This window comes from Urbifossiella limnaea (genome assembly GCF_007747215.1).
In the GTDB taxonomy this organism is placed as follows: domain Bacteria; phylum Planctomycetota; class Planctomycetia; order Gemmatales; family Gemmataceae; genus Urbifossiella; species Urbifossiella limnaea.
On record NZ_CP036273.1, the window covers coordinates 2,837,877 to 2,857,809 of the forward strand.

General features: G+C 71.7%; 15 protein-coding genes. 8 read left to right on the top strand and 7 right to left on the bottom strand.

Translation table 11 applies throughout. The features are described from left to right. Positions 1-19: 19 nt before the first annotated feature. The 3 genes from ETAA1_RS11485 to ETAA1_RS11495 are packed head-to-tail and all read right to left on the bottom strand — an operon-like array spanning position 20 to position 3,169. Positions 20-1,099 carry an aromatic ring-hydroxylating oxygenase subunit alpha gene (locus tag ETAA1_RS11485; RefSeq protein ID WP_145237858.1) on the bottom strand — a complete coding sequence of 360 codons (1,080 nt, stop codon included), beginning with the start codon at positions 1,097-1,099 and terminating at the stop codon, positions 20-22. A 9-nt stretch (positions 1,100-1,108) separates the two neighbouring features. After that, complete coding sequence (locus ETAA1_RS11490) at positions 1,109-1,915, bottom strand: SDR family oxidoreductase (RefSeq protein WP_145237861.1); 807 nt, start codon at positions 1,913-1,915, stop codon at positions 1,109-1,111. Between the two features lie 3 nt (positions 1,916-1,918). After that, positions 1,919-3,169 (bottom strand): tagaturonate epimerase family protein, encoded by a 1,251-nt coding sequence (locus tag ETAA1_RS11495; protein ID WP_145237863.1) that lies wholly within the window; start codon positions 3,167-3,169, stop codon positions 1,919-1,921. Between the two features lie 382 nt (positions 3,170-3,551). On the opposite strand from ETAA1_RS11495, the gene ETAA1_RS31835 reads away from it, so the two are divergent. From ETAA1_RS31835 to ETAA1_RS11510, 3 genes are all read left to right on the top strand, one after another. Further along, on the top strand, positions 3,552-3,848 hold the full coding sequence (locus tag ETAA1_RS31835; protein WP_202920832.1) for a hypothetical protein: 297 nt from the start codon (positions 3,552-3,554) through the stop codon (positions 3,846-3,848). 113 nt (positions 3,849-3,961) lie between these two features. Further along, the gene (locus tag ETAA1_RS11505; protein WP_145237864.1) at positions 3,962-4,873 is read left to right on the top strand and encodes a metallophosphoesterase; all 912 of its coding nucleotides are present in this window, start codon (positions 3,962-3,964) and stop codon (positions 4,871-4,873) included. A gap of 67 nt (positions 4,874-4,940) precedes the next feature. After that, positions 4,941-5,669: a cytochrome c gene (locus ETAA1_RS11510; protein ID WP_145237867.1), complete on the top strand. Its 729-nt coding sequence runs from the start codon at positions 4,941-4,943 to the stop codon at positions 5,667-5,669. Between the two features lie 56 nt (positions 5,670-5,725). Here ETAA1_RS11510 and ETAA1_RS11515 read toward each other — a convergent pair whose 3' ends face one another. Both ETAA1_RS11515 and ETAA1_RS11525 read right to left on the bottom strand, forming a co-directional pair. Next, positions 5,726-7,561 (bottom strand): DUF4129 domain-containing protein, encoded by a 1,836-nt coding sequence (locus ETAA1_RS11515; protein WP_202920833.1) that lies wholly within the window; start codon positions 7,559-7,561, stop codon positions 5,726-5,728. A 48-nt stretch (positions 7,562-7,609) separates the two neighbouring features. Further along, positions 7,610-8,365 carry a glucose 1-dehydrogenase gene (locus ETAA1_RS11525; protein WP_145237872.1) on the bottom strand — a complete coding sequence of 252 codons (756 nt, stop codon included), beginning with the start codon at positions 8,363-8,365 and terminating at the stop codon, positions 7,610-7,612. 315 nt (positions 8,366-8,680) lie between these two features. On the opposite strand from ETAA1_RS11525, the gene ETAA1_RS11530 reads away from it, so the two are divergent. Next, complete coding sequence (locus ETAA1_RS11530; protein WP_202920834.1) at positions 8,681-14,014, top strand: Ig-like domain-containing protein; 5,334 nt, start codon at positions 8,681-8,683, stop codon at positions 14,012-14,014. Between the two features lie 22 nt (positions 14,015-14,036). On the opposite strand, the gene ETAA1_RS11535 is transcribed toward ETAA1_RS11530, so the two are convergent. Beyond that, entirely contained in the window at positions 14,037-14,759 is a 723-nt protein-coding gene (locus ETAA1_RS11535) for a hypothetical protein (RefSeq protein WP_145237878.1), read from the bottom strand. Positions 14,760-14,917: 158 nt separating this feature from the next. Here ETAA1_RS11535 and ETAA1_RS11540 point away from each other — a divergent pair, with 158 nt between their 5' ends. The 3 genes from ETAA1_RS11540 (at position 14,918) to ETAA1_RS11550 (ending at position 17,245) form a co-directional block, all read left to right on the top strand. Continuing rightward, the gene (locus ETAA1_RS11540) at positions 14,918-15,949 is read left to right on the top strand and encodes a HEAT repeat domain-containing protein (protein WP_145237881.1); all 1,032 of its coding nucleotides are present in this window, start codon (positions 14,918-14,920) and stop codon (positions 15,947-15,949) included. Positions 15,950-16,197: 248 nt separating this feature from the next. Next, the gene (csrA, locus tag ETAA1_RS11545) at positions 16,198-16,407 is read left to right on the top strand and encodes a carbon storage regulator CsrA (protein WP_145237884.1); all 210 of its coding nucleotides are present in this window, start codon (positions 16,198-16,200) and stop codon (positions 16,405-16,407) included. A 400-nt stretch (positions 16,408-16,807) separates the two neighbouring features. Beyond that, positions 16,808-17,245 (top strand): RNA recognition motif domain-containing protein, encoded by a 438-nt coding sequence (locus ETAA1_RS11550; protein ID WP_145237886.1) that lies wholly within the window; start codon positions 16,808-16,810, stop codon positions 17,243-17,245. Positions 17,246-17,476: 231 nt separating this feature from the next. Here ETAA1_RS11550 and ETAA1_RS11555 read toward each other — a convergent pair whose 3' ends face one another. Next, a complete protein-coding gene (locus ETAA1_RS11555; protein WP_145237889.1) occupies positions 17,477-18,811 on the bottom strand; it encodes a BBP7 family outer membrane beta-barrel protein in 1,335 nt (444 codons plus the stop codon). Between the two features lie 115 nt (positions 18,812-18,926). On the opposite strand from ETAA1_RS11555, the gene hemB reads away from it, so the two are divergent. Beyond that, entirely contained in the window at positions 18,927-19,925 is a 999-nt protein-coding gene (hemB, locus tag ETAA1_RS11560) for a porphobilinogen synthase (RefSeq protein WP_238389420.1), read from the top strand. Positions 19,926-19,933: the final 8 nt, after the last annotated feature.

Consider the following 19,933-nt stretch of genomic DNA (forward strand, 5'->3'; position numbering starts at 1 on the left):
GCGCACAGGAACAGCCCGCTCACGCGGGCCGCTCGCCGATCGTTCGACCCAGCATCTGGTGGAAGTGGTAGCCGCCGTTCTCGCGCTTCACGCTGAACCGCCCCGTCGTGTAGCTGCGGCTGTTCAGCCCGCGCTGCACCTCCTCGCACACGCCGACATCTTCCGCCTGCACCTGGTCTGCGACGCGCACACTCTCTTCGACAAACTCCGGGTCGGTGCCCGCGGCGAAGTAGAAGTCGAAGACGACGCGGCAGCGGTCGGGGCCGAGCGGCAGCACCAGGTTGGTGTCCATTACGCCGCTGTACAGGTTCAGCATCAGGTTCGGCCACACCCACCAGTACGCGGCCAGGTCGCCGGTGCGGGTGCGGCCGGCGGCCCCGTCACCGGGCGTCAGCGGGCTGCTTTGTAGCACCGTGTTCCCGTCGCAGACGGTGCGGTACTCGCGGTAGTCGAGTACGCCGGCGAGCGCGGGGTGAACGGTGTTCACGTGGTAGCCGCCGTCCAGATAGTTATCAACGTACACCTTCCAGTTGCAGGCCAGGTCGTAGCTCTTCTGGGCCTTCCACTCCAGTCCCGCGAACGCGTTCCGGGTTTCCGCCGACGCCGGCAGCGGGCCGAGGAAATCGACCAGTGACGCGGCGGGTTCCGTGAGGTGGACGAACACGAACGGCCCCCACTCGGCGACGGCCACCGGCGGCAGGCCGTTGGCGTCCTTGTCGAACTCCTCGACGCCCTCGAACTCGGGGGTGCCGCGGAGCTTGCCGGCGAGGTCGTAGGTCCAGCCGTGGTAGCGGCAGCGGAGCTTGGTGGCGTGGCCGCACGGCTCGGTGCGGATCGGCGCCGCGCGGTGCCGGCACACGTTGAAAAACGCCCGTAGCACGGCGTCGTCGCCGCGCACGACCAGCACGGGTTCGCCGGAGATATTCGCGGTGAGGAAGTCTCCGGGGGCTTTCACCTGTTCGACGCGACCGACGAGCTGCCAGCCGCGCGCGAAGACGTGCTCGCGCTCGGCGGCGAGCACGGCCGCGTCGGTGTACCACGTGTTGGGGAGGGTGCGGGCGCGGGAGAGGGGCAGCGCCGGGTCGAAGCCGTGGGCCATTGTTGCCCCTTAAATCGTGACCGACGAGAAGCCGCCGTCCACGACGATGTTCTGCCCGGTGACGAACCCGGACGCCTTCGGTGACGCCAGCCAGACGATCGCGCCGCCGAGTTCCGGCGCCTCGCCGAACCGGCCCATCGGCGTGTGCCCGACGATCGACTGGCCGCGCTCGGTGTACGTGCCGTCGTCGCGGAGCAGCATCCGCCGGTTCTGCTCGGCCGGGAAGAAGCCGGGGCTGATGGCGTTCACCCGCACGCCCTTCGTGGCCCACTCGCGGGCCAGCCACTGCGTCAGGTTCAGCACCGCGGCCTTGCTCGCCGAGTACGCCACCACCCGCGACAGCGGCAGGATCGCCGACATCGACGCGACGTTGATGATGCTTCCCCGGCCGGCGGCGACCATCGTCTCGCCGAACACCTGGCACGGCAGCAGGGTGCCGCCGACGAGGTTCAGGTCGAACACGGCCGACCAGCCCTCCAGCGGCAGCTTCGTGAAGTCGCCGCCGGGCATCACCGTCGCCTCGGGCTTGTTGCCGCCGGCGCCGTTGACCAGCACCGTGACCGCGCCCCACTTGTTCAGGATGGTGTCGCGGGCGGCGCGGATCGAGTCCTTGCTCATGGCGTCGGCGGGGACGAAGACCGCCGTACCGCCGGCCGCTTCGATCCGCTCGACGGCGTAACGGCCGCGGTCCTCGCTGCGGCCGATGACGGCGATCTTGGCGCCGTGCGCCGCGAGCGCGTCGGCCATCGCGCCGCCGAGCACGCCGGTGCCGCCGAACACGGCCGCGACTTCGCCGGACAGGTCGAACAGGTTCATCGCCTACTCCACGAACAGCGGCTTCAGGTGGCGGTCGTACAGGTTGCCGGTCACGTTCCGGCTCACACTCGCCTCGCACTCGCGCAGCAGCCCGAGGTACTTGTCCCCCAGTTTCGCCGCGACCTTGAAGCCGACGTGTACCAGCTGCCGCAGGTGCGGGTTGAACGCCGGGTTCGTCGGCTCGTGCCGCAGCGCCGCGACGAACTCCGCTCCCGACCACCCGGCCACGACCGCGGTCGAGGGCAGCTTCGCCGAGTCGATGTCGATCACGGTGGCGTAGGGGGCACAGAGTTCGTCCTTCTTGGCGAGCGCCTGGGCGTAGATCTCCTTCGCCAGAGCCAGGCCCGGCCCGCCGGCTTCCGCGAGGCCGATGACCTCTTCGAGCCACGTCGTGCCGGCCGTCTTCAGGTGGAGGCCGGCACCGAAGTCCCGGACGGCTTGCCGCATCACGGGGTAGAGCGAGAACTTGTCGCTGCCGGAATGCACGCTCAGCTTCAGGTTCGCCGGCAGGCCGAACGCCCGCACCGCGAACGCGATGACGGCGAGGTCCTGGCGGAACTCCTTCTCGAACTGCCGCAGGTCGCCGACGTAATCGACGCCCTTGTTGAACCGGCCGGTGAACTTCGGGGCGATCGTCTGCGCCGGCACGCCCTCGGCGGCGAGCGCGGCCAGGATCACGAGGAGTTCCGGCGGCGTCTGCGGGGCGTCGGTCTCGTCCATCGACACTTCGGTGATGAAGTTCCCGGCCCCCTTCGTGGCGGCGATCTTGCGGTAGATGGCGCCGGCGTCCTGGACCGCCTTCAGGTACTTCGTGCCGACGCGGAGCAGGTCCGCCCGTGTGACCGTGAACGGCTCGTCGATGCCGGGGATGCTGAGCCGGCCCGCCAGGTCGGACAGCCGGTTGGCCAGCGCCTCGACCGCGGCCGGGTCCGCGGGAAGTCCGATGGAGTCGGCCACGTCGATGGTGTAGAAGTCGCACGCCGGCAGGAAGCGATCGACGGTGTCGAGCCGGATGTGGTCGGCGTCCACGTGGTACGGCTTCGCCCAACTCAACTCGCGGACGGCGGCGTCGGCCGCAGCGCGAGTCGTGCCGGGCTCGCTGCCGATGATCGTGTGCTCACGGTTCGACTTGTTCCAGACGGGGATCACCTCGACGCCGTGGTCCGCGGCCAGCAGGCACGCCCGCAACTGGGCCTTCGCCTGGTGGGCGAAGCGGTCTCCGACGCCGATCGAGAACTTCGCCAGGGAGAGCATGGGCGCCTCGCGGGGGGTGCGGCTGTTCTACGCCGCCGGGCGCGTCCGGGCGACCGGTGCGAACCTCGGCCGCGGCGCGGTTCTCCGTGACGCGCCGATCGGCGGGGTCGGCGCGGTTGTCGGAACTGTCTCAGGAATTCCGATTCGATGCGCCACAAGCCCTGATTTCGTGAGGGTTTGTGGGTGTGGCGAAAACTCCGGAAGTTTGCTTGCCTCACCGGCGGCGGGTGATAAGAAGCGTCTACCTTTGACCGCCCCTGGCCCGTGGGGCGGACACGCGAGCGACCCCGCGGGTAGCGGGTTATCGGATTGGAGTTCCCCCCGGCGGGCGCCGATAGCACCCACCGGACACACTGTACACCCCGTACACAGAGGATCCCGCATGCCCGGACGCCTGCTGACCCTCCCGGGAATGGCCCCGGCCGACGACGAACTCCGGTCGTGGTCGCTGGTCCCGGCCCCGCTCGCCGCCGCCGACGAGGACGACGACGAGGAACTGGAAGACGACGACGACGACGATGACGACGACGACCTCGACGACGACCTCGACGACGATGAGTTCGACGACGACGATGACCTCGACGACCTGGACGACGACTTCGACGACGACGATTTCGACGACGACGACGACGACGACCTGGACGACGACGAGGAAGAAGAGGACGACGACGAGGAGTAATCGCGTGCGGGGCGGGCTTCGGCCCGCCCCGTGCTCTTTCCCGGGGGCGTAGAATCCCCGGTGAGGCGGACCGCCTCCAACCCGCCGGCCCTGCCTCCGGAGTGCGGCCCGCGATGAACCACCCGCCCCGCCCGCCTCACCTCCCCCGGCCCGTACCGCCCCGGCCGCCGACGGTAAAGGCGCGTCTCGCCCAGGCCATCGGCCGCAACTGGGCGCGCGTCGGCTACGCCCGGCACGTCGAACCCACCTGGCTGGAACTGAACCGCTTCACGCTCTCCGTCCGCGGGCTGGCCGCCGACTTCGACGGCCTCAAGGTCGCGCACCTCACCGACTTCCACTACGGCCCGCACCTGCCGAAGGGCTACGTCGAGGGCGCCCTGGAGCGCACGCTGGCCGAGAAGCCGGACGTGATCGCGCTCACCGGCGACTTCATCGACCGCGGTCCGAAGCACCTCCACGCCGCGGCGAAGTTGTTCCGCGAGCTGCGGGCGCCGCTCGGCGTGTACGGCGTCCTCGGCAACCACGACTTCTCGGTCCACACCGCCCGCGGCGTGCGCCGCCACGCCGACCTGCACCGGCACGTCGCCGACGCGCTCGGCGGCCACGGCGTGCGTGTGCTCCGGAACGAGTCGGTGCGGCTGACGCGGCCCGGCGGCGGGCTGGTGGTCGCCGGCGTGGACGACCTGTGGAGCCTCGAATCGAACCCGGCGGCGGCGCTGGCGGGGTGCTGCCCGGACACGCCGCGGCTGGTGCTGGCGCACAACCCGCGGTCGGTGGAGCAGTTCGCCGGCCACCGGTTCGACCTGATGCTGAGCGGCCACACCCACGGCGGCCAGGTGGACTGGCCCGGCCTCGGCCGGCTGATGCTGAGCCGCAAGGCGAAGCGGTGGGCGGCGGGGATGTACGCGCACGGCGGCGGGCAGGTGTACGTGAACAAGGGCGTCGGCTACGGCTGGCGGTTCCGCTTCGGCGTCCGCCCGGAAGTTGCCGTGTTCACCCTCCGGGCGGCCGGAATGACCGCGTGATTGATGGCCGACGCCCCGCCCCGCTGCGATAATACCCGCGAGTCTTTCGCCCCCGGAGGAATCGTCCGTGACCCCGCGCTCCCGCCTGTTCGCCTGCTCCACGCTCGCCGTCGCGTTCGGCTTCGTCGTCGCGCCGCGGGCCGTGTCCGCTGACCTGTCCAAGGACGCCGCCAAGGCCGCCGTCGCCGCCGACGTGGCCACCCTCGAGAAGCAACTCGCCGAGCTGTCCTCGACGCAGAAGAAGAACCTGGCCGTCGGCGCCCGCGGCATCGCGCTGCTGCTGATGAACTACGGCGACGAGCCGACGAAGGCCCAGGCGGCCAAGGTGTACGCCGGGCTGAAGCTGAAGGAGAAGGACTACAAGGGCGGCGTCGAGGCCGTGAAGGCGCTCGCGAGCCCGCCGGCCGGCGGCAAGTTCGACTCGAAAGCGATCGACGGCACGTTCGAGCTGCACGACGTGATGCACCCGTTCTCGATGAGCAAGTCGGGCGGGCTGAACATCGAGAAGGACATCCGTGACCTGTCCAAGGCCGGGGCCAAGGTGGACGCCAAGGACGCGCTCGTGCTCGGCGCCCGCGTGGCGGCCATCGCCGACTACACGCTGAAGCTCCCGAACGAGAAGGCCCTGACGAACGCGAGCATGAAGACGAAGTGGGAGCGGTGGTCGAAGGACATGGGCACGGCCGGCGTGGGCCTGACCGAGGCGGCCGCCAAGAACGACGCCAAGGCGATGACGACGGCGCTGAAGAAGATGGGTGACAGCTGCAGCAACTGCCACAACGACTTCCGCGACTGACGCGGGGGGTTAGCCGCGAAGCCCGGGGACGACCGTCCCCGGGCTTTTGTTTTGCCTCAGTCCACGGCCGCCGCGGCACTCGTGCCGTGTACCATGCGGTCCCACACCGCTTCCAGCAACTTCAGCGTCCCCGCGGGGGGCGATCCCGTCGCGTACGCCACCCGCGCGTACGCGCCCGCCAGGCGGCGGTAATCGGGGCCGTGGTCGGGGAACTCGTCCGCCAGCCGGGCCGCGAACTCCAACGGAGTCTCGTCCGCCCGGCGGCCGTGGTCGCGGTCCCAGGCCCACGAGTCGAGCGCCGCGAACGTGTACTCCACGAGCTCCGCGGGGTCGCGGCCGACGGCCGAGCCGCCCGCGAACGGGTCGGTGAACGCCGAGAACGGCGGCGGCCGCAGCGGGCCGTGCTCCTCCTCGTCCGCCGCAGCCGAACGCCCCGCCTCCGTCTTGCCGAACAGCCCGACCCACCATGCGCGGACGGCGTCGAGCCAGCGCTGCGCCCAGCCGGTGAACGGGGCCAGGTACTTCAGCACCGCCAGGACCACGCCGGCGAGCACCAGGAAGGCCACGATCACCAGCACGATCCACTTGGCGATTTCCGCCACCTTCTGCACCGACTCGCTGACCTGCGGCGGGCTGCCGCCGCCGCTGGTCCGCCGGCCCGACTTGCCCCGGCTCTCACCGCCGTCCCGCTCGACCTTGCCGCCGCTGCCGTCGTCCTTCCCCTTCGCGCCGTCGCTCTTGCCGCGGGCCTCGCCCTTGCTGCCGGCCTGCGACTTGCCGGCCCCTTTGCCGTCCTTCCCGCCGCCGCTGTTGCCGTCGTCACCGTTGCCGCCGGCTCCCTTCTCGCCCTTGCCGCCGCCGGGCTCGCCGCCCTTGCCGGCGGCGTTGCCGGCCCCCTTCTCGGACACGTTCCCTTCCGCCCCATCGCCCTTGCCGGCCGAGTCGCCAAGCTGGGCGTACTGGCTCGCCTCACGCTCGCTGGTTCCGGCCCGCGGCAGGCCGAACCACGGCACCTCGGCGTGCGGCCGCGGCAGGAACGCCCCGAGCGCCAGGAACACCACGATGAGCCCCGCCCCGAGCCCGAGCCAGCCCGCGGTCAGGGCTGCGGGTGGTTTCGCCTTCCGCTGCCGCAGGTATCGCCGCAACCCCAGCAGACTGGTGGTGACGAGCAGGCCGAGGGCGCTGCCGACGTACACGGCCATTTGCAGGAACGTGGCCCGGCGTCGGTCGGCGTCGTCGGGCGGGATTAGCGACTGGCCAATGGCGAACAGCGGCAGCGCCGCAAGGGCGAAATAAATGACCCAGACGCCCGGCGTGTGCGGCCGGTTCCGCCGGGCCGCGAGGGTCGCCCGCCAGCCGTTGACCCACCCCGCGAACGCCCCGTGCCCCCTCTTTTTCTTCTTCTTCCCGGCCGGCTCCGGGGCAGGGGGTTCGTCCTCGGCCGGTTCGTCGCCGAACCCTGCGGCGCTGAGCAGCCCGCGGCCCGAGCTGTCGCGGTTCTCGTCGATGTGGGTGCAGTCCCAGGTCAGCTTGTGGGCGCTCCACCAGATCAGCAGCATGAGCCCGAGGTTGACGAGCCAGCGCACCGACTGGAACGGCGTGCCCGCGGGGTACTCGACGTAGGCCATCAGCGCCAGGAACGTGACGCCGCCGAGGCCGAGACCGTAGACGGTGGCGCGGGCGGCGTCGTACTGGATGGCGATGCGGGCGACGAGGACGGCGCCGAAGACGAAGAAGAACAGCGTGTACAGCAGGCGCTCGGAGTACAAGCCGGCGTAGAGGACTTCAACGAGGAAGAAGACGAGGCTGCCGACCATGAGCATCACCAGCGCCGGGCTGGCGGCGGTGACGGCGTAGTCGGCGGCGGTGGGCGGGTCACGGTCGGCGGCCATCGGCGGCTCCGGGCGGCGTGATTGTACGACGCCGGCCGCGGCCGCCGGTTACAGCCGGATGCCGCCGGACACATCGAGCCACGAGCCGGTCACCCAGCGAGCGTCGTCGGTGGCGAGGAACACCGTGGCGTCAGCGATGTCGTCCGGGAGCCCCTGTCGGCGGAGGGCGGTCATGGCGATTTCCTGGTCGGCCTCGGCCTGCGTCTTGCCGCTCTTCTCGCTGTTCATGTCGGTGATGGTCGAGCCCGGGGCGACCACGTTGCAGCGAATCCCCTTCGGCCCCAGTTCCATCGCCAGCACGCGGGTCATCACGTCGATGGCGCCCTTCGTCGCGGTGTAGACGACCGCCCCGGGGTAGGCCATGCGGCTGATGGCGCTCGCGACGTTGATGATGCAGCCGCCGCCGGTCATGCGGGCGGCGGCCTCCTTACACGCCAGCAGGTAGCCGCGGACGTTCACGTCGAAGTGCTGGGCGATGTTCTCGGCCGTCACCTCCTCCAGGAACGTCCGCTTCATGACGGCGGCGTTGTTGACGAGGACGTCGAGGCGGCCGAACTCCTTGAGGCAGGCGTCGAACAGCGGCGGGATGTCGGCCGGCGTTCCCATGTTGGCCCGGTAGGTGATCGCCCGTCCGCCGGCCGCCTCGATCTCCTTCACAACGTCATCCGCCGCCGCACGGCTGCTGGAGTAGTTGACCACCACGGCGGCCCCGTCGCGGGCCAGTCGCTTGGCAATGGCCGCGCCGATGCCGCGGCTGGCCCCGGTGACGATCGCAGCCTTCCCCGCCAGTCGCTTGTCCGCCATGTGCTCCCCCTGTGCCGGTCGGTCGCCGCGGAAAGTATAGGGCGGGGCGGTCGGGGGGAAAATTCGGCCGCTGGCAAACCGACCGGACACCCGGGCCGTCTAAACTGTAAAGTCCGCGCGCCGCCACTCCCACGTCCGAACCGTCGTCGGTTTGTCGTGCAGCCCGGCCTCGGTAAAACAAACTGGCCTGGTTGTCCCGGTCCCCCCGCAACCCTGCCGTCCGGCTCTCGACCGCCCCGAGGTGCCCACACCGTGTGGTCGATGGTTCGCATCTCCAGGTGGTTCCTTCGGTTACCGCGGCCCGCGGTTAGGCCCGTGCGCGTCCGCCTGCTCGCGGAAGCACTCGAAGACCGTGCCGTCCCCGCCGTCCTGGCCGACCAATCGCTCGTCGCTCTCGCCCGCCTCGACACCGGCGGCGACCGCACCGGCCCGCTGGCGAAGGTCGGCTTCGACCTTGCACTGCTCAGCCGTGAAGCCGTAGCCGGCTCCCCCCCATCGAATTCCCTCCTTCAAGTGCTCGGTGGCTACGTCGCCGTCGAAGCCGTCACGTCCGACACCGCGGTCGGGCTCGCCGGGGTCGGGTTCGTCTCCACGACGCCCCCGGCCGCCGTCGTCGCCGGCTGGCTGCCGATCCGCAGCATCGGGGCCGCAGCCGAGCTCGCGTCCCTCGTATCTCTGCGGCCGGCGTACCGGATCGTCACGAGTGCCGGCAGCGTCACGAGCCAGGGCGACGCCGCCCAGCGCTCCGACGAGGTGCGCTCGCTTCTGGGGCTCGACGGCTCGGGCGTCAGCGTCGGCGTCATCTCGGACAGCTACAACGTGCGCGGCGGCGCGTCCGCAGACGTGCTCTCGGGCGACCTGCCGGCCAACGTCACGGTCCTGAGCGAGGGGGCCGGGGGGAGCGACGAAGGCCGGGCGATGTTGCAGGTCATCCACGACGTGGCCCCCGGGGCGCACCTGCTGTTCACCGCGGCCGGCACCACGCAGCTGCAACTGGCCACCAGTATCCGGGCGCTCGCCAACGCCGGCGCCGACATCATCGTGGACGACGTGACCTTCCCGTCCGAACCGATGTTCCAGGATGGGCCGGTGGCGCAGGCCGTCGATCAGGTCGTCGCCGCAGGCGTGGTTTACTTCTCGGCCGCGGGAAATCTGGGGCGGCAGTCGTATCAGTCGGCGTACCGCCAGGGCGAGAACCTCGGCAGCAGCGGCACCGGCATCATCCCCACCACGACCAACTTCCTGGCCCACGACTTCGACCCCGGCGCGGGCGTCGATTACTTCCAGTCGGTGACGCTGCCCGCCGGCAGGACGACGTTCTCGTTCCAGTGGGCGGACCGCTACGCCTCGGCCGGCGGGCCGGGGGCGCAGATCGACATGGACCTGGCGCTGTTCGACGAGAACGGCGTCTTCTTGGCCGCGGTCGGCGGGTTCACCTCCAACGTCGGCGGCGACCCGACCGAGGTGTTCGAAGTGGACGCGGGCCTCACGGGCGGCCGCTACCAGATCGCACTCGGCAAGTTCTCCGTCAGCAGCCCGGACCCGGTGCTGGTGAAGTACGTCGCGTTCTCGGACGGCTTCGTCCAGAATGAGTACGACACGCAGAGCTCGACCGTGTTCGGCCACGCCAACGCGGCCGGGGCCGCGACCGTGGGCGCGGCCCGGTATTCCGACACGCCGCGGTTCGGCACCGACCCCGGCATCGTTCGCGCGTTCAGCGGCCGCGGCGGCACCCCGATCCTCACCTTCGACGGCTCCGGCACGCCGACCGGCGCCTCGACCCGCCCGGAGCCGCGGTTCGTCGCCCCGGACGGCGTGAACACCACGTTCTTCGGGAGCGACGACGAGCCGGACGGGTCGCCGAATTTCACCGGCACGTCGGCCGCGGCCCCGCACGCCGCCGGCATTGCCGCCCTGATGCTCCAGGCCAACCGCGGCCTGACGCCGACGCAGGTCGTCGACGCGCTCGCGGCCACGGCGATCGACATCGGGCCGCGCGGGTTCGACGCCGACACCGGTGCCGGCCTCGTCCAGGCGCTCCCGGCGGTGCTCGCGGTCGGCGGGCCGTTCGACGTCACCCTCGACGGCGGGGACGGCGACGACCGCTTCCTCGTCCGCCGCGACGCGACCGGCGACGCCGTCGAGTTCTTCAAGAACGACGCACTGCTGGCCGCGATCTCGGTGGCCAAGCTCGGCCGCGTCACGGTCCACGGCGGCGCCGGCTCCGACACGCTCACCGTCGATCACGGCAACGGCGCGCCGCTCGCCTCGGCCGGGCTGTCGTTCGCCGGCGGCGAGACGCCCGGCGACAACGACCGCATCGTCGTCACCGGCTACAGCGTCGACGTGGTGGTGGTTGGCCACGACGGCCCGGAGACGGGGACGGTGCAGATCGGCACCAGCGGCCTGATCAGCTTCGCCGAGGTGGAGCCGGTCGATCTCACGGGCGACGCCGCCGACCTGATCGTGAACCTGCCGACGACGCCGAACCCTGACGTGAGCGTCGGCGACGACGGCGGGTCGGGCGACCCCGACGGCCCCGCCGGGCGGCCCGGCTTCTCCGCCGTGTCGGGCTCGACCTTCGAGTACACACGCTTTCGGAACCCCACGCGCACGCTCGTCGTCGGCCTCGGCCACGGCGGCGACACCGTCGCGCTGCGGGCGCCGGACGCCGGCTTCACCGCGGCCGTACGTGTGGTCGGTGGCTCGGGCAGCGATTCGGTAACGATGTTCGGCGGCGGCGACGACGACGCCATCACCTACGCCCCCGACTCGGCCGAAGGCGGCGTGCTGACACTCGCCCGCGGCTCGGCCGCCACGGCGTTCACGCTCACCGACGTCGAATCGCTCGCTGCCGACGGCCTCGGGCAGGCGGGGGCCGACGCCCTGACGGTCAACGCCCCGCGGGCCGGCGTCACCTTCGGACTCGTCGGCGGCTCCGGCACGGTAAACGTGGCGTCCGCCGCGGGCTCGGCGCTGCTGGCGCTGCTGTACCGCAACATCGAACGGGCGGCGGTCGCGGCGACGGTCGTGTTCGTCGACGGCACCGCGTACGACGACTCGATCTCGATCGCCACCGACGGCACGGTCTCGCTGGCGCACGCCGGCGGCGACGCCCACGCGGTCCGCGTCACCGCCGACCGGCTGAACCTGAACGGCAGCGACGGCGCCGACCACTTCACCGTCGCAGCCGACCACGCCTTCGCCGGCGGCGTCTCGCTCGACGGCGGCGACACGGCTTCGGCCAACACCCTCCGCGTCGTCGGCTCGGGCGGTGCCGTGTCGTTCACGCCGACGATGAGCGGGCAGGTGTCCGAGGCGGGGCACGGCGTCGTCGGCTACGTCCGGTTCGGCCCGGTCGCGGTCGACGCTGGGGCCGGGCAACTCGCGCTCAACTCGTCCGCCACCAACAGCACCGTCGACGTCCGCGTCACCGGGCCGACCACGGCGACGGCCCAGTTGATGACCGCGGTCGAGGTGTCGCTCACGGCCGCGTCGCTGGTGGTGACCGCGCCGACGTTCGCGGCCGCCGACGGGCTGCGGGTGTCGGTGGCGGCGCCGGCGTCGGCCGACGCGACGGTGGCGAACGGCTCCGTCCGCTTCGCCGGCTTCTTGCCCGTGACCGCCGGCACCGGGATCGACACACTCACGGCTGTGGGCAGCGCCGACGACGACACCTTCACCGTGACACCCGGCCCGCTGCCGCTCACGGTCGTCGGCGGGCCGCACGCCGCCGGCGACACGCTCGTCCTCACCGCCACCGTCCCCGACCGGCCGGCGCCCGGGGCCGGCTCCATCGCCACCTCGCCGGGCGTGACCTACGTGGGCATCGAGCGGTTCATCCTGGGCGCGCAGCCGACCGCCGTCCCCGACACGGTCACGACGCCGGAAGGGCTGGCGGTCACGATTCCCGTACTCGTGAACGACGGCGGCCTCCTCGACGGCCCGATCACGCTCGCCCTCCTGACCGCCCCGCTGGTCGGCTCCGCGGTCGTGGTCGGTACCTCGATCGTGTACACGCCCCCGCCGGGCACCAACGGCACGGTCACGTTCAGTTACCGTGTCAGCGACACGAACGGCGACTCGTCCGACGGCACCGTGACGGTCACCGTCGCCGCCACGAACGCGGCCCCGTCGGCGTTCTCGCAGGGGGTGTCGGTCGCGGCCAACTCGTCGGCGGGGCTACAACTCGCCGGCGACGACGGCGACCCGGAAGTGGCCCAGGCACTGACGTTCTCGATCGTCACGCCGCCGGCCCACGGCACCCTGTCGGGCTTCAACCCGGCCACCGGCCTCGTCACCTACACGCCCGCCCCCGGGTACGACGGGCCGGACTCGTTCACCTTCACGGTGACGGACGACGCGAGCGCCGGCGGCCCGCCGCGAACCAGCGCACCGGCCACCGCGTTCCTTCAGGTGAACCGGCAGAACCGGGCGCCCGTGGCCGTGGCCGACGGCGTGACCGTGCAGCAAGGGTCGTTCACCGCCAGCCCGTCCGGCGGCGTTCGCGCCAACGACTCCGACCCGGACGGCGAGCCGATCACCATCTCACTCGTGTCCGGCCCGGCTCACGGCCGGCTGACACTGGAGCGGAACGGCAGCTACACCTACGCCCCGGACCCGAGCTTCGCCGGCACCGACTCGTTCGTCTACGCCGCCACCGACCCGCACGGGGCGAGCTCCGCCGCGACCGTCACCATCACCGTGACGCCGACCCCGCGGAAGTTCATCGCCACCGGCGCGGGGTCGGGGGGCGGCCCGCACGTGAAGGTGTTTGACGCCGAGACTGGGGCGGAGGTGTACAGCTTCTTCGCCTACGACTCGTCGTTCCGCGGCGGCGTCCGCGTCGCCGTCGGCGACGTGAACGGGGACGGCGTGCCAGACATCGTCACAACGCCCGGCCCCGGCGGCGGCCCGCACGTGAAGGTGTTCAGCGGCCTCGACCTGACCGAGCTCGCGAGCTTCTTCGCGTTCGACGCGCGCTTCCGGAGTGGGGCCAACATCGCCGTCGGCGACGTCGACGCGGACGGGGTGACGGAGGTCGTTGCGGCCGCGGCCCCCGGCGGCGGGTCGCACCTCCGCACCTTCCACGTGGCCGACGGCGAGGCCCGGCAGATCGCCGGCCCGCTCGGTAGCTTCTTCGCCTTCGGCGAGGACTTCTCCGGCGGCGTGAACGTGGCCCTCGGCGACTTTGACGGCATCGCCGGCGACGAGATCATCGTCGGCGCCGCGACGCTCTCGCCCGAGGTAAAAGTGTTCGGCCGCGACGGCGTCGTGCTGAGCGGGTTTCTGGCTTTCGACGTGGCCCGGGTCGGCATCACGGTGGCGGCCGGCGACGTGGACGGCGACGGCAAGGCGGACATCGTGGTCGGCCCCGGCGACGGCGGCGGCCCGGTAGTCCGCGTCTTCCGCGGCGGCACCGGCGAGCTGATGACCTCGACCACGGCGTTCGACGAGGACCTGCGCGGCGGCATCTCGGTGGCGACGACGCGGGGCCGCACCCCGGACGGCCGCGCCGCGGTGATCGTGGCGCCGACGGAGCAGGCGCGGTCGGTGCTGGTGCTCGACCCGAAGGCGGACGAGTTGCTGGAAATGATCGACGCCTACGCGGCCGACTTCCCCGGCGGTGTGTTCGTCGGCGCGGGGTGAGGCGAACGGCCGGCCGTTCGCCTTAGCGTCGCGCCGGGGCCAGCAGTTCGTCCGCCCGGTCGGGGTGGGCGTGGACGTACCGCGCGACGCCCGCGAAGAACAGCACCAGTTGCTCGGCCGCGTCCTGGGCCAGCTTGGGGGCGGTCGGGCCGAGCACCCGCAGGGCCACCGCCGCCGCCTTGCTGTCGGTCTGCACGAACGCCTGCACCGTCGGAGTGATCCTCGCCGCCCCGCCGCCGACCGCCGTCCCCGGGTGGCTCACCACCACCACCGCCTTCAGCGGCACCGTCGGCCCGACCGCGGCCGGCTTCACCTTCCCCGTCGCGTACCACACCCGCCCCTCGGGGAAGGTGCCGACCGTCTGCCAGCTCAGGTCGCTGCCGTCGGTGTCGGTCCAGCTGAACCGGCCCTTGCCGGCGTCGGCGATCTCCACACACGGCACCTGGAGCCGCCGCCACGCCGCGGCGGTACGGTCGGGGTGGTCGAGCAGCCACGCGAACAGGTCCGGCGAGCACACCAGGTCGGACCCCGAGCCGCGCGTGGACACGGTGGGTCGGCGCACCACTTCCAGCACCGCGGCGCGGAACGGCGGGTCCACCACCTCCGACAGCACCACGCGCGTCGGGGCGGGGGCCGGCATCGTCGTGGCGGGCGCGACCGGCCCCGGGGCCGGCGGCTGGGCCAGGGCCACGGCGGTACCCAGGGTGCCGAGAAACACGCCGAGCGAGCGGCCGACGCGGACCATGAGCACCTCGACCCGGGGGCGGGCGAAAGATACGCGGGTAGGCATCGATCCGGCGGGGCGGGTGGGATGAGGAATTCCGGGGGCTTCGTACCGTTGCCCTTGCCCCCGTTACCGCCGCCGGGCTAGACTCCCGCGCTTGACTGGCCGGAGGGTCGGCGATGGCGCACGGACGCGGGTGGAAGCGCGGGGCAATCGGGCTCGGCCTCGTGGTCGCGGCCGCCGGCGCGTGGGCGTGGGCGAACCGCGCCGACCTCGGCGCCCGCTACGCCGCCCGGCAACTGACCCGCGCCGCCAGCGACGACGAGCGCACCGCGTGGGCCGTCCGACTGGTCGAGTACGGCGACGCCGCGCGCGGCTCGGTCGTCGGGCTGGTCGTCGCCGGGAGCCCGGAGGTTCGCGCGGCGATCGTCCCCGTCGTCGAGAATCGGCTCGGCGATCAACCCGACGGCGACCCCGCCACCACCGCGCTGGCGGAGGCGCTGCTGGACGGGTTCGCGGCCTGCGACGCCGGCGGGCAGGAGGCGGTGTTGTCGCTCGCCCCCGCGCTGCTGAAGCGGACCGGGCCGGCCGGCGCCGCACGGTGCCAGGCGGCGACCACGACGGGGTTAAAGCTGCCGTCGGCGGCCGCGCGGCTGGCGGCGATCCGGGCGGCGATGCACCCGCTCGTGAAGCTGAGGACGGAGGTGGTGCCGCTGCTGGCCGCGGCCGAGGCGGACGTCCGGCGTGCGGCCCTGTTCGCCGTCGGCCCCGCGACCGACGACGAGCCGGTGATCGGGGACGAGGACCTGTTCCGCTGGCTGCACGACCCGGACGCCGGCGTCCGCCGCGTGTGTCAGGACGCACTGGCCAGCCGCGGACGGACCGACACCGAAATCCGCCTCGGGCGTCGCCTCACGAACCCCGACCCGGGCGAGCGGCTGGACCTGCTCCTCGACCTGCGGTCCGACGACGACGTGCCCGACGCCGAGCCCTGGCTGGAGCGGCTGGCACGCGACGCCGACCCCGGCGTGCGGGCCGGAGCGGCCCGGGTGGCGGCGGAGATGGCGGCCGAGCGGCGGCAGGCGCTGCCGCCGTGGGTAACGCGCCTGGCCGAGGCCGACCCCGAACCGACGGTGCGTCGTATCGCGGCGTACTACCGGGCAGCCTCGGGGCGGGTGGACGGCGCGGTCCGACCCGTAAGTGGGAACTGATCGGACAAGTCAAGAAAAATCCGCGCCGGCACCGCGAACCGTCCTTGACTGCGCATCTTACCCCGTTTTACAGTGGTATTTGGGCGCCGAAGGTCGTGCCGGTTCGGGCACGAACCTGTCCCGTACCGGACGCACAACTGGTGTCACCGGGAACGGGACCGTCGGCCGCGCCCGGGGTCGCCGGAGCCGACCCCATCGCCACGGAGGACCGACCCCGCCGGACCACGTCCACCCAAGGCTCGGCAGCCATGCTCGTGCTGTCCAGGAAGAAGAACGAATCGATCGTCATCGCCGGCGACATCGTCATCACCGTGATCGAGGTCCGCGGCGACAAGGTGCGCCTTGGCATCGTCGCCCCGAAGGACGTGCCCGTCCACCGCGAAGAGGTGTACGAGGCGATCCACGGCACCCGCGCCGGCGGGTCGGTCGTCAAGGCCGAGCCCGACGGCCGCGGTTGACACCGAGAGCACTCCGCGGCCGGCGTCCAGCCTTTTTCCCGATTTTCGGGAATTTCGGCTTTATTCTTCCGGCCCGGAGCGTATAGTTCCGTGACGGCGGGTAAGTTGCCCGCCGTGCAGGAGCCGACGAACCGTAGTGCAGCCCTTTTGCTTCGACCCGTCTTGGTCCCACAGCTCTGAGTTCTTCCTCACGGCCCCCAAGATTGTGAAGCCAGTGCCGCCCCAGGGGTTCGGCGTTTGAGTCCGCACGTCCGTCGTTGTGGCCCTCCCGTCGGGATGAGCGCTACTGCCGGAAGTGGACCCGCCCGTCGGGCCGTCGTCAGACCTGACCGTGAACCGCGGCCGTAGGGGCCGCGGGCGTGTTCGAGTATCGGGCCGTGAGGCCCTCGGAAGCAGGACCATGAGCAAGAAACTGTACGTAGGCAACATCGCCTTCCAGACCACGAACGAGGAACTGGCCCAGGTGTTCGGCCAGTTCGGGACCGTCACCAGCGCCCAGGTCATCACCGACCGCGAGACGGGCCGCAGCCGCGGCTTCGCCTTCGTCGAGATGGCCGACGGCGGCGAGGAGGCGGTCAACGCGATGAACGGCGCCCTGCTGGGCGGCCGCACCCTGACCGTGAACGAGGCCAAGCCCCGTGAGGACCGCGGCGGCGGTGGCGGCGGCGGCTACGGCGGCGGCGGTGGCCGCAGCGGTGGCGGCGGCTACGGCGGCGGCGGTGGCCGCAGCGGTGGCGGCGGTGGTTACGGTGGCGGCGGTGGTGGCTACGGCGGCGGCGGCGGCGGCCGCAGCAGCGGCGGTGGTGGCTACGGCGGCGGCAGCCGCGGCGGATACTGATCCGGCGTGAAGCCGGGGAGTGGGTGAGGAGCGCCCCTTCCTTGTGAAACGGGAAGTGTCGTCAAACCCAACTCCGACTCCCCCGCCGGCCCGACCCGGCACGGGGTCAACGGTGAAAGCCCGGGGGACACCCCCCGGGCTTTTTTGCTAGGCGAACGGCCGGCGTCAGCCGGCTGGTCGTTGGTACTGGCACCTTCACCAACGACCAGCCGGCTGACGCCGGCCGTTCGCCTAAAAGCGTCCCTCGAAGCCGATCAGCAGCCCCTGGACCCAGAAGTCCGACGTGGTGATGCCAAGCCGCGGCCGGTCCGGGCCGACCAGCCCGCCACCTGGGTTCAGGGTCGGGATCTGCGACAGGTTCACCGTCCCGTCGATCTGGTCGCCGGGGCGGACGGCGTTGCTCAGGTACAAGAAGTTGTAACCGACGAACCACCGGCCGTTTTCGCCGCTCTTCAGCCCCACCTTGAACATCCCCTCGGGCACGACCGCGAACACCGTCTGCGTCACCCGGCCGATGTTCGTCGGCTGCGCGTACACGCCGCCGTTGAACGAGGCGCCCACCGGCACCGGGTTCGCCGCCGTGAGCAGGTGCGTCTGACCGTCCGCGTTCACGACCTGGAAGTTGGTGCCGACCGCCACCTTGCCCGTCACCTCGACGTAGAACGGCCCGCGGTGGAAGTCGCCGACGAGGCCGACCTGCCCCCCGTGGAACTCGTTGCGGCCGTCGAACTGGTCCGCCGTGATGCCGAGGACCGTCGAGTTTCCGTACCGCGACGGCGCGAACTGCATCCACGTCGTTTCGAGCCGCAGCCCCTCGTTCACCTGCAAGAAGCGGTAGCCGGCGACGGCGTGTATCTTCGCCCCGGGTCGGGCGACGAGGTTGCCGACGAGCGTGGCCTCGGCCCCCTGCAGGCGCGTGGACGTGTACAGGTTGGCGAGCACGTACGAGTCGCCGGGGCGGGCCAGCGTCAGCACGTCGGGCTGGCCGGTCTGTGCGTTCACGAACGGCAGGCCGACGAACGGGTGCCGCGGGTTCGTCACGTTCGTGGCGAAGTCGGAAATCGTGCGCGTGCCGAGGAAGAAGTACGTGCCCTCGAAGCCGACGCGATCGCCGGCGTCGAGCGAGTAGCCGTAGGCAAGGCGGTAACCGGCTATGTCCGGCGTGTTGATCGGACTTCCACCGAGGAGCACGTCGGTGCCGGGGGCTCCGAGTACGGGCGGGCCGGCGCGGCCGCCGGTCACCAGTGCCGGGACCGGGGCGTTCTTCGCCCACCAAATCAGGATTTCGTCGCTCCCCCAGTGGCCGCCGAGAATCTTCTTCGGCCCGGGGTCGCGGCACGGTTCGGTGATCTCGGGCGGCAACTCCGGCGGCGGCGGGTCGGCGGGCTTGGGCGCTTCGACTTTCAATTCGACCGGTTGCAACGGCCGCGACACGGCCGCGCCGCCCGGCAGTGCCGGCTCGACCGGCTCGGCCGGCGGCGGGACGGGGATGACGACGGGCGGCTGGGCCGCCGCCCCACTCGTGACCAGGAGCCAACCCGCGACGGCAAGGGCGACCGTCCGCATGACTCGGTTCTCCGCACCTATTGTGGGTGGAACCTATGCCGCAACGGCCGGCGGTCGTCCAGCCGAACCGACGGCCGCCGTAGAATATCCGCCTTCCCTAACCCCCGGTGCCGCCGTGTCCGAGTTCCCCGGCTTCCCCACCTCCCGGCCGCGCCGGCTCCGCTCGCACCCGCTCCTCCGTGAGCTCGTCCGCGAGACGGAACTCTCCCCGCGTGACCTGATCCTGCCGCTGTTCGTGCGGCCGGGGAAGGGCGTGCGGCAGGAGATCGGCTCGATGCCGGGGAACTTCCAACTCAGCGTCGACACGCTCGTGGACGAAGTCGGCGCGGCCCGCGAGATGGGTATCGCGTCGTTCATGTTCTTCGGCATCCCCGCCACGAAGGACGCCACCGGCAGCAGCGCCCTGCACGACGAAGGGATCGTGCAGCAGGCGTTGCGGGCGACCCGGAAGGCGTTCGGCCGAGACGTGCTGCTGATCCCGGACGAGTGTTTCTGCGAGTACACCGACCACGGCCACTGCGGCGTTCTCCACACCCGCGACGGCGTGACGGACGTGGACAACGACGCCACGCTGGCGAACCTCGCCGAGCAGTGCGTCAGCCACGTGAAGGCCGGCGCCGACATCGTGGCGCCGAGCGGGATGCTCGACGGCATGGTCGGGGCGATCCGCCGCGGGCTGGACGCGGCAGGGTTCGTTCACGTGCCGATCCTCAGCTACGCGGCGAAGTACGCGAGCGGCTTCTACGGCCCGTTCCGCGACGCGGCCGAGTCGCCGCCGCAGTTCGGCGACCGCAGCACGTACCAGATGGACCCGGCCAACGGCGACGAGGCGATGAAGGAGGTGGCGCTCGACCTCGCGGAGGGCGCCGACATGGTGATGGTGAAGCCGGCGCTGAGCTACCTGGACATCATCCGCCGGGTGAAGGAGCGGTTCCGCGTGCCGGTGGCGGCGTACAACGTGAGCGGCGAGTTCGCCATGGTGAAGGCCGCGGCCGCGAAGGGGTGGATCGACGAGCGGCGGGTGACGCTCGAAATCCTCACGAGCATCCGCCGCGCCGGAGCGGACATGGTGCTGACGTACCACGCGAAGGACGTGGCGAAGTGGCTGCGGTAGTCGGTCGG

Bases quoted from the DNA above. Each gene is read 5' to 3' on its own strand.
- ETAA1_RS11485 (WP_145237858.1), bottom strand. From the start codon at position 1,099: ATGGCCCACGGCTTCGACCCGGCGCTGCCCCTCTCCCGCGCCCGCACC.
- ETAA1_RS11490 (WP_145237861.1), bottom strand. From the start codon at position 1,915: ATGAACCTGTTCGACCTGTCCGGCGAAGTCGCGGCCGTGTTCGGCGGC.
- ETAA1_RS11495 (WP_145237863.1), bottom strand. From the start codon at position 3,169: ATGCTCTCCCTGGCGAAGTTCTCGATCGGCGTCGGAGACCGCTTCGCC.
- ETAA1_RS31835 (WP_202920832.1), top strand. From the start codon at position 3,552: ATGCCCGGACGCCTGCTGACCCTCCCGGGAATGGCCCCGGCCGACGAC.
- ETAA1_RS11505 (WP_145237864.1), top strand. From the start codon at position 3,962: ATGAACCACCCGCCCCGCCCGCCTCACCTCCCCCGGCCCGTACCGCCC.
- ETAA1_RS11515 (WP_202920833.1), bottom strand. From the start codon at position 7,561: ATGGCCGCCGACCGTGACCCGCCCACCGCCGCCGACTACGCCGTCACC.
- ETAA1_RS11525 (WP_145237872.1), bottom strand. From the start codon at position 8,365: ATGGCGGACAAGCGACTGGCGGGGAAGGCTGCGATCGTCACCGGGGCC.
- ETAA1_RS11535 (WP_145237878.1), bottom strand. From the start codon at position 14,759: ATGGTCCGCGTCGGCCGCTCGCTCGGCGTGTTTCTCGGCACCCTGGGT.
- ETAA1_RS11540 (WP_145237881.1), top strand. From the start codon at position 14,918: ATGGCGCACGGACGCGGGTGGAAGCGCGGGGCAATCGGGCTCGGCCTC.
- csrA (WP_145237884.1), top strand. From the start codon at position 16,198: ATGCTCGTGCTGTCCAGGAAGAAGAACGAATCGATCGTCATCGCCGGC.
- ETAA1_RS11550 (WP_145237886.1), top strand. From the start codon at position 16,808: ATGAGCAAGAAACTGTACGTAGGCAACATCGCCTTCCAGACCACGAAC.
- ETAA1_RS11555 (WP_145237889.1), bottom strand. From the start codon at position 18,811: ATGCGGACGGTCGCCCTTGCCGTCGCGGGTTGGCTCCTGGTCACGAGT.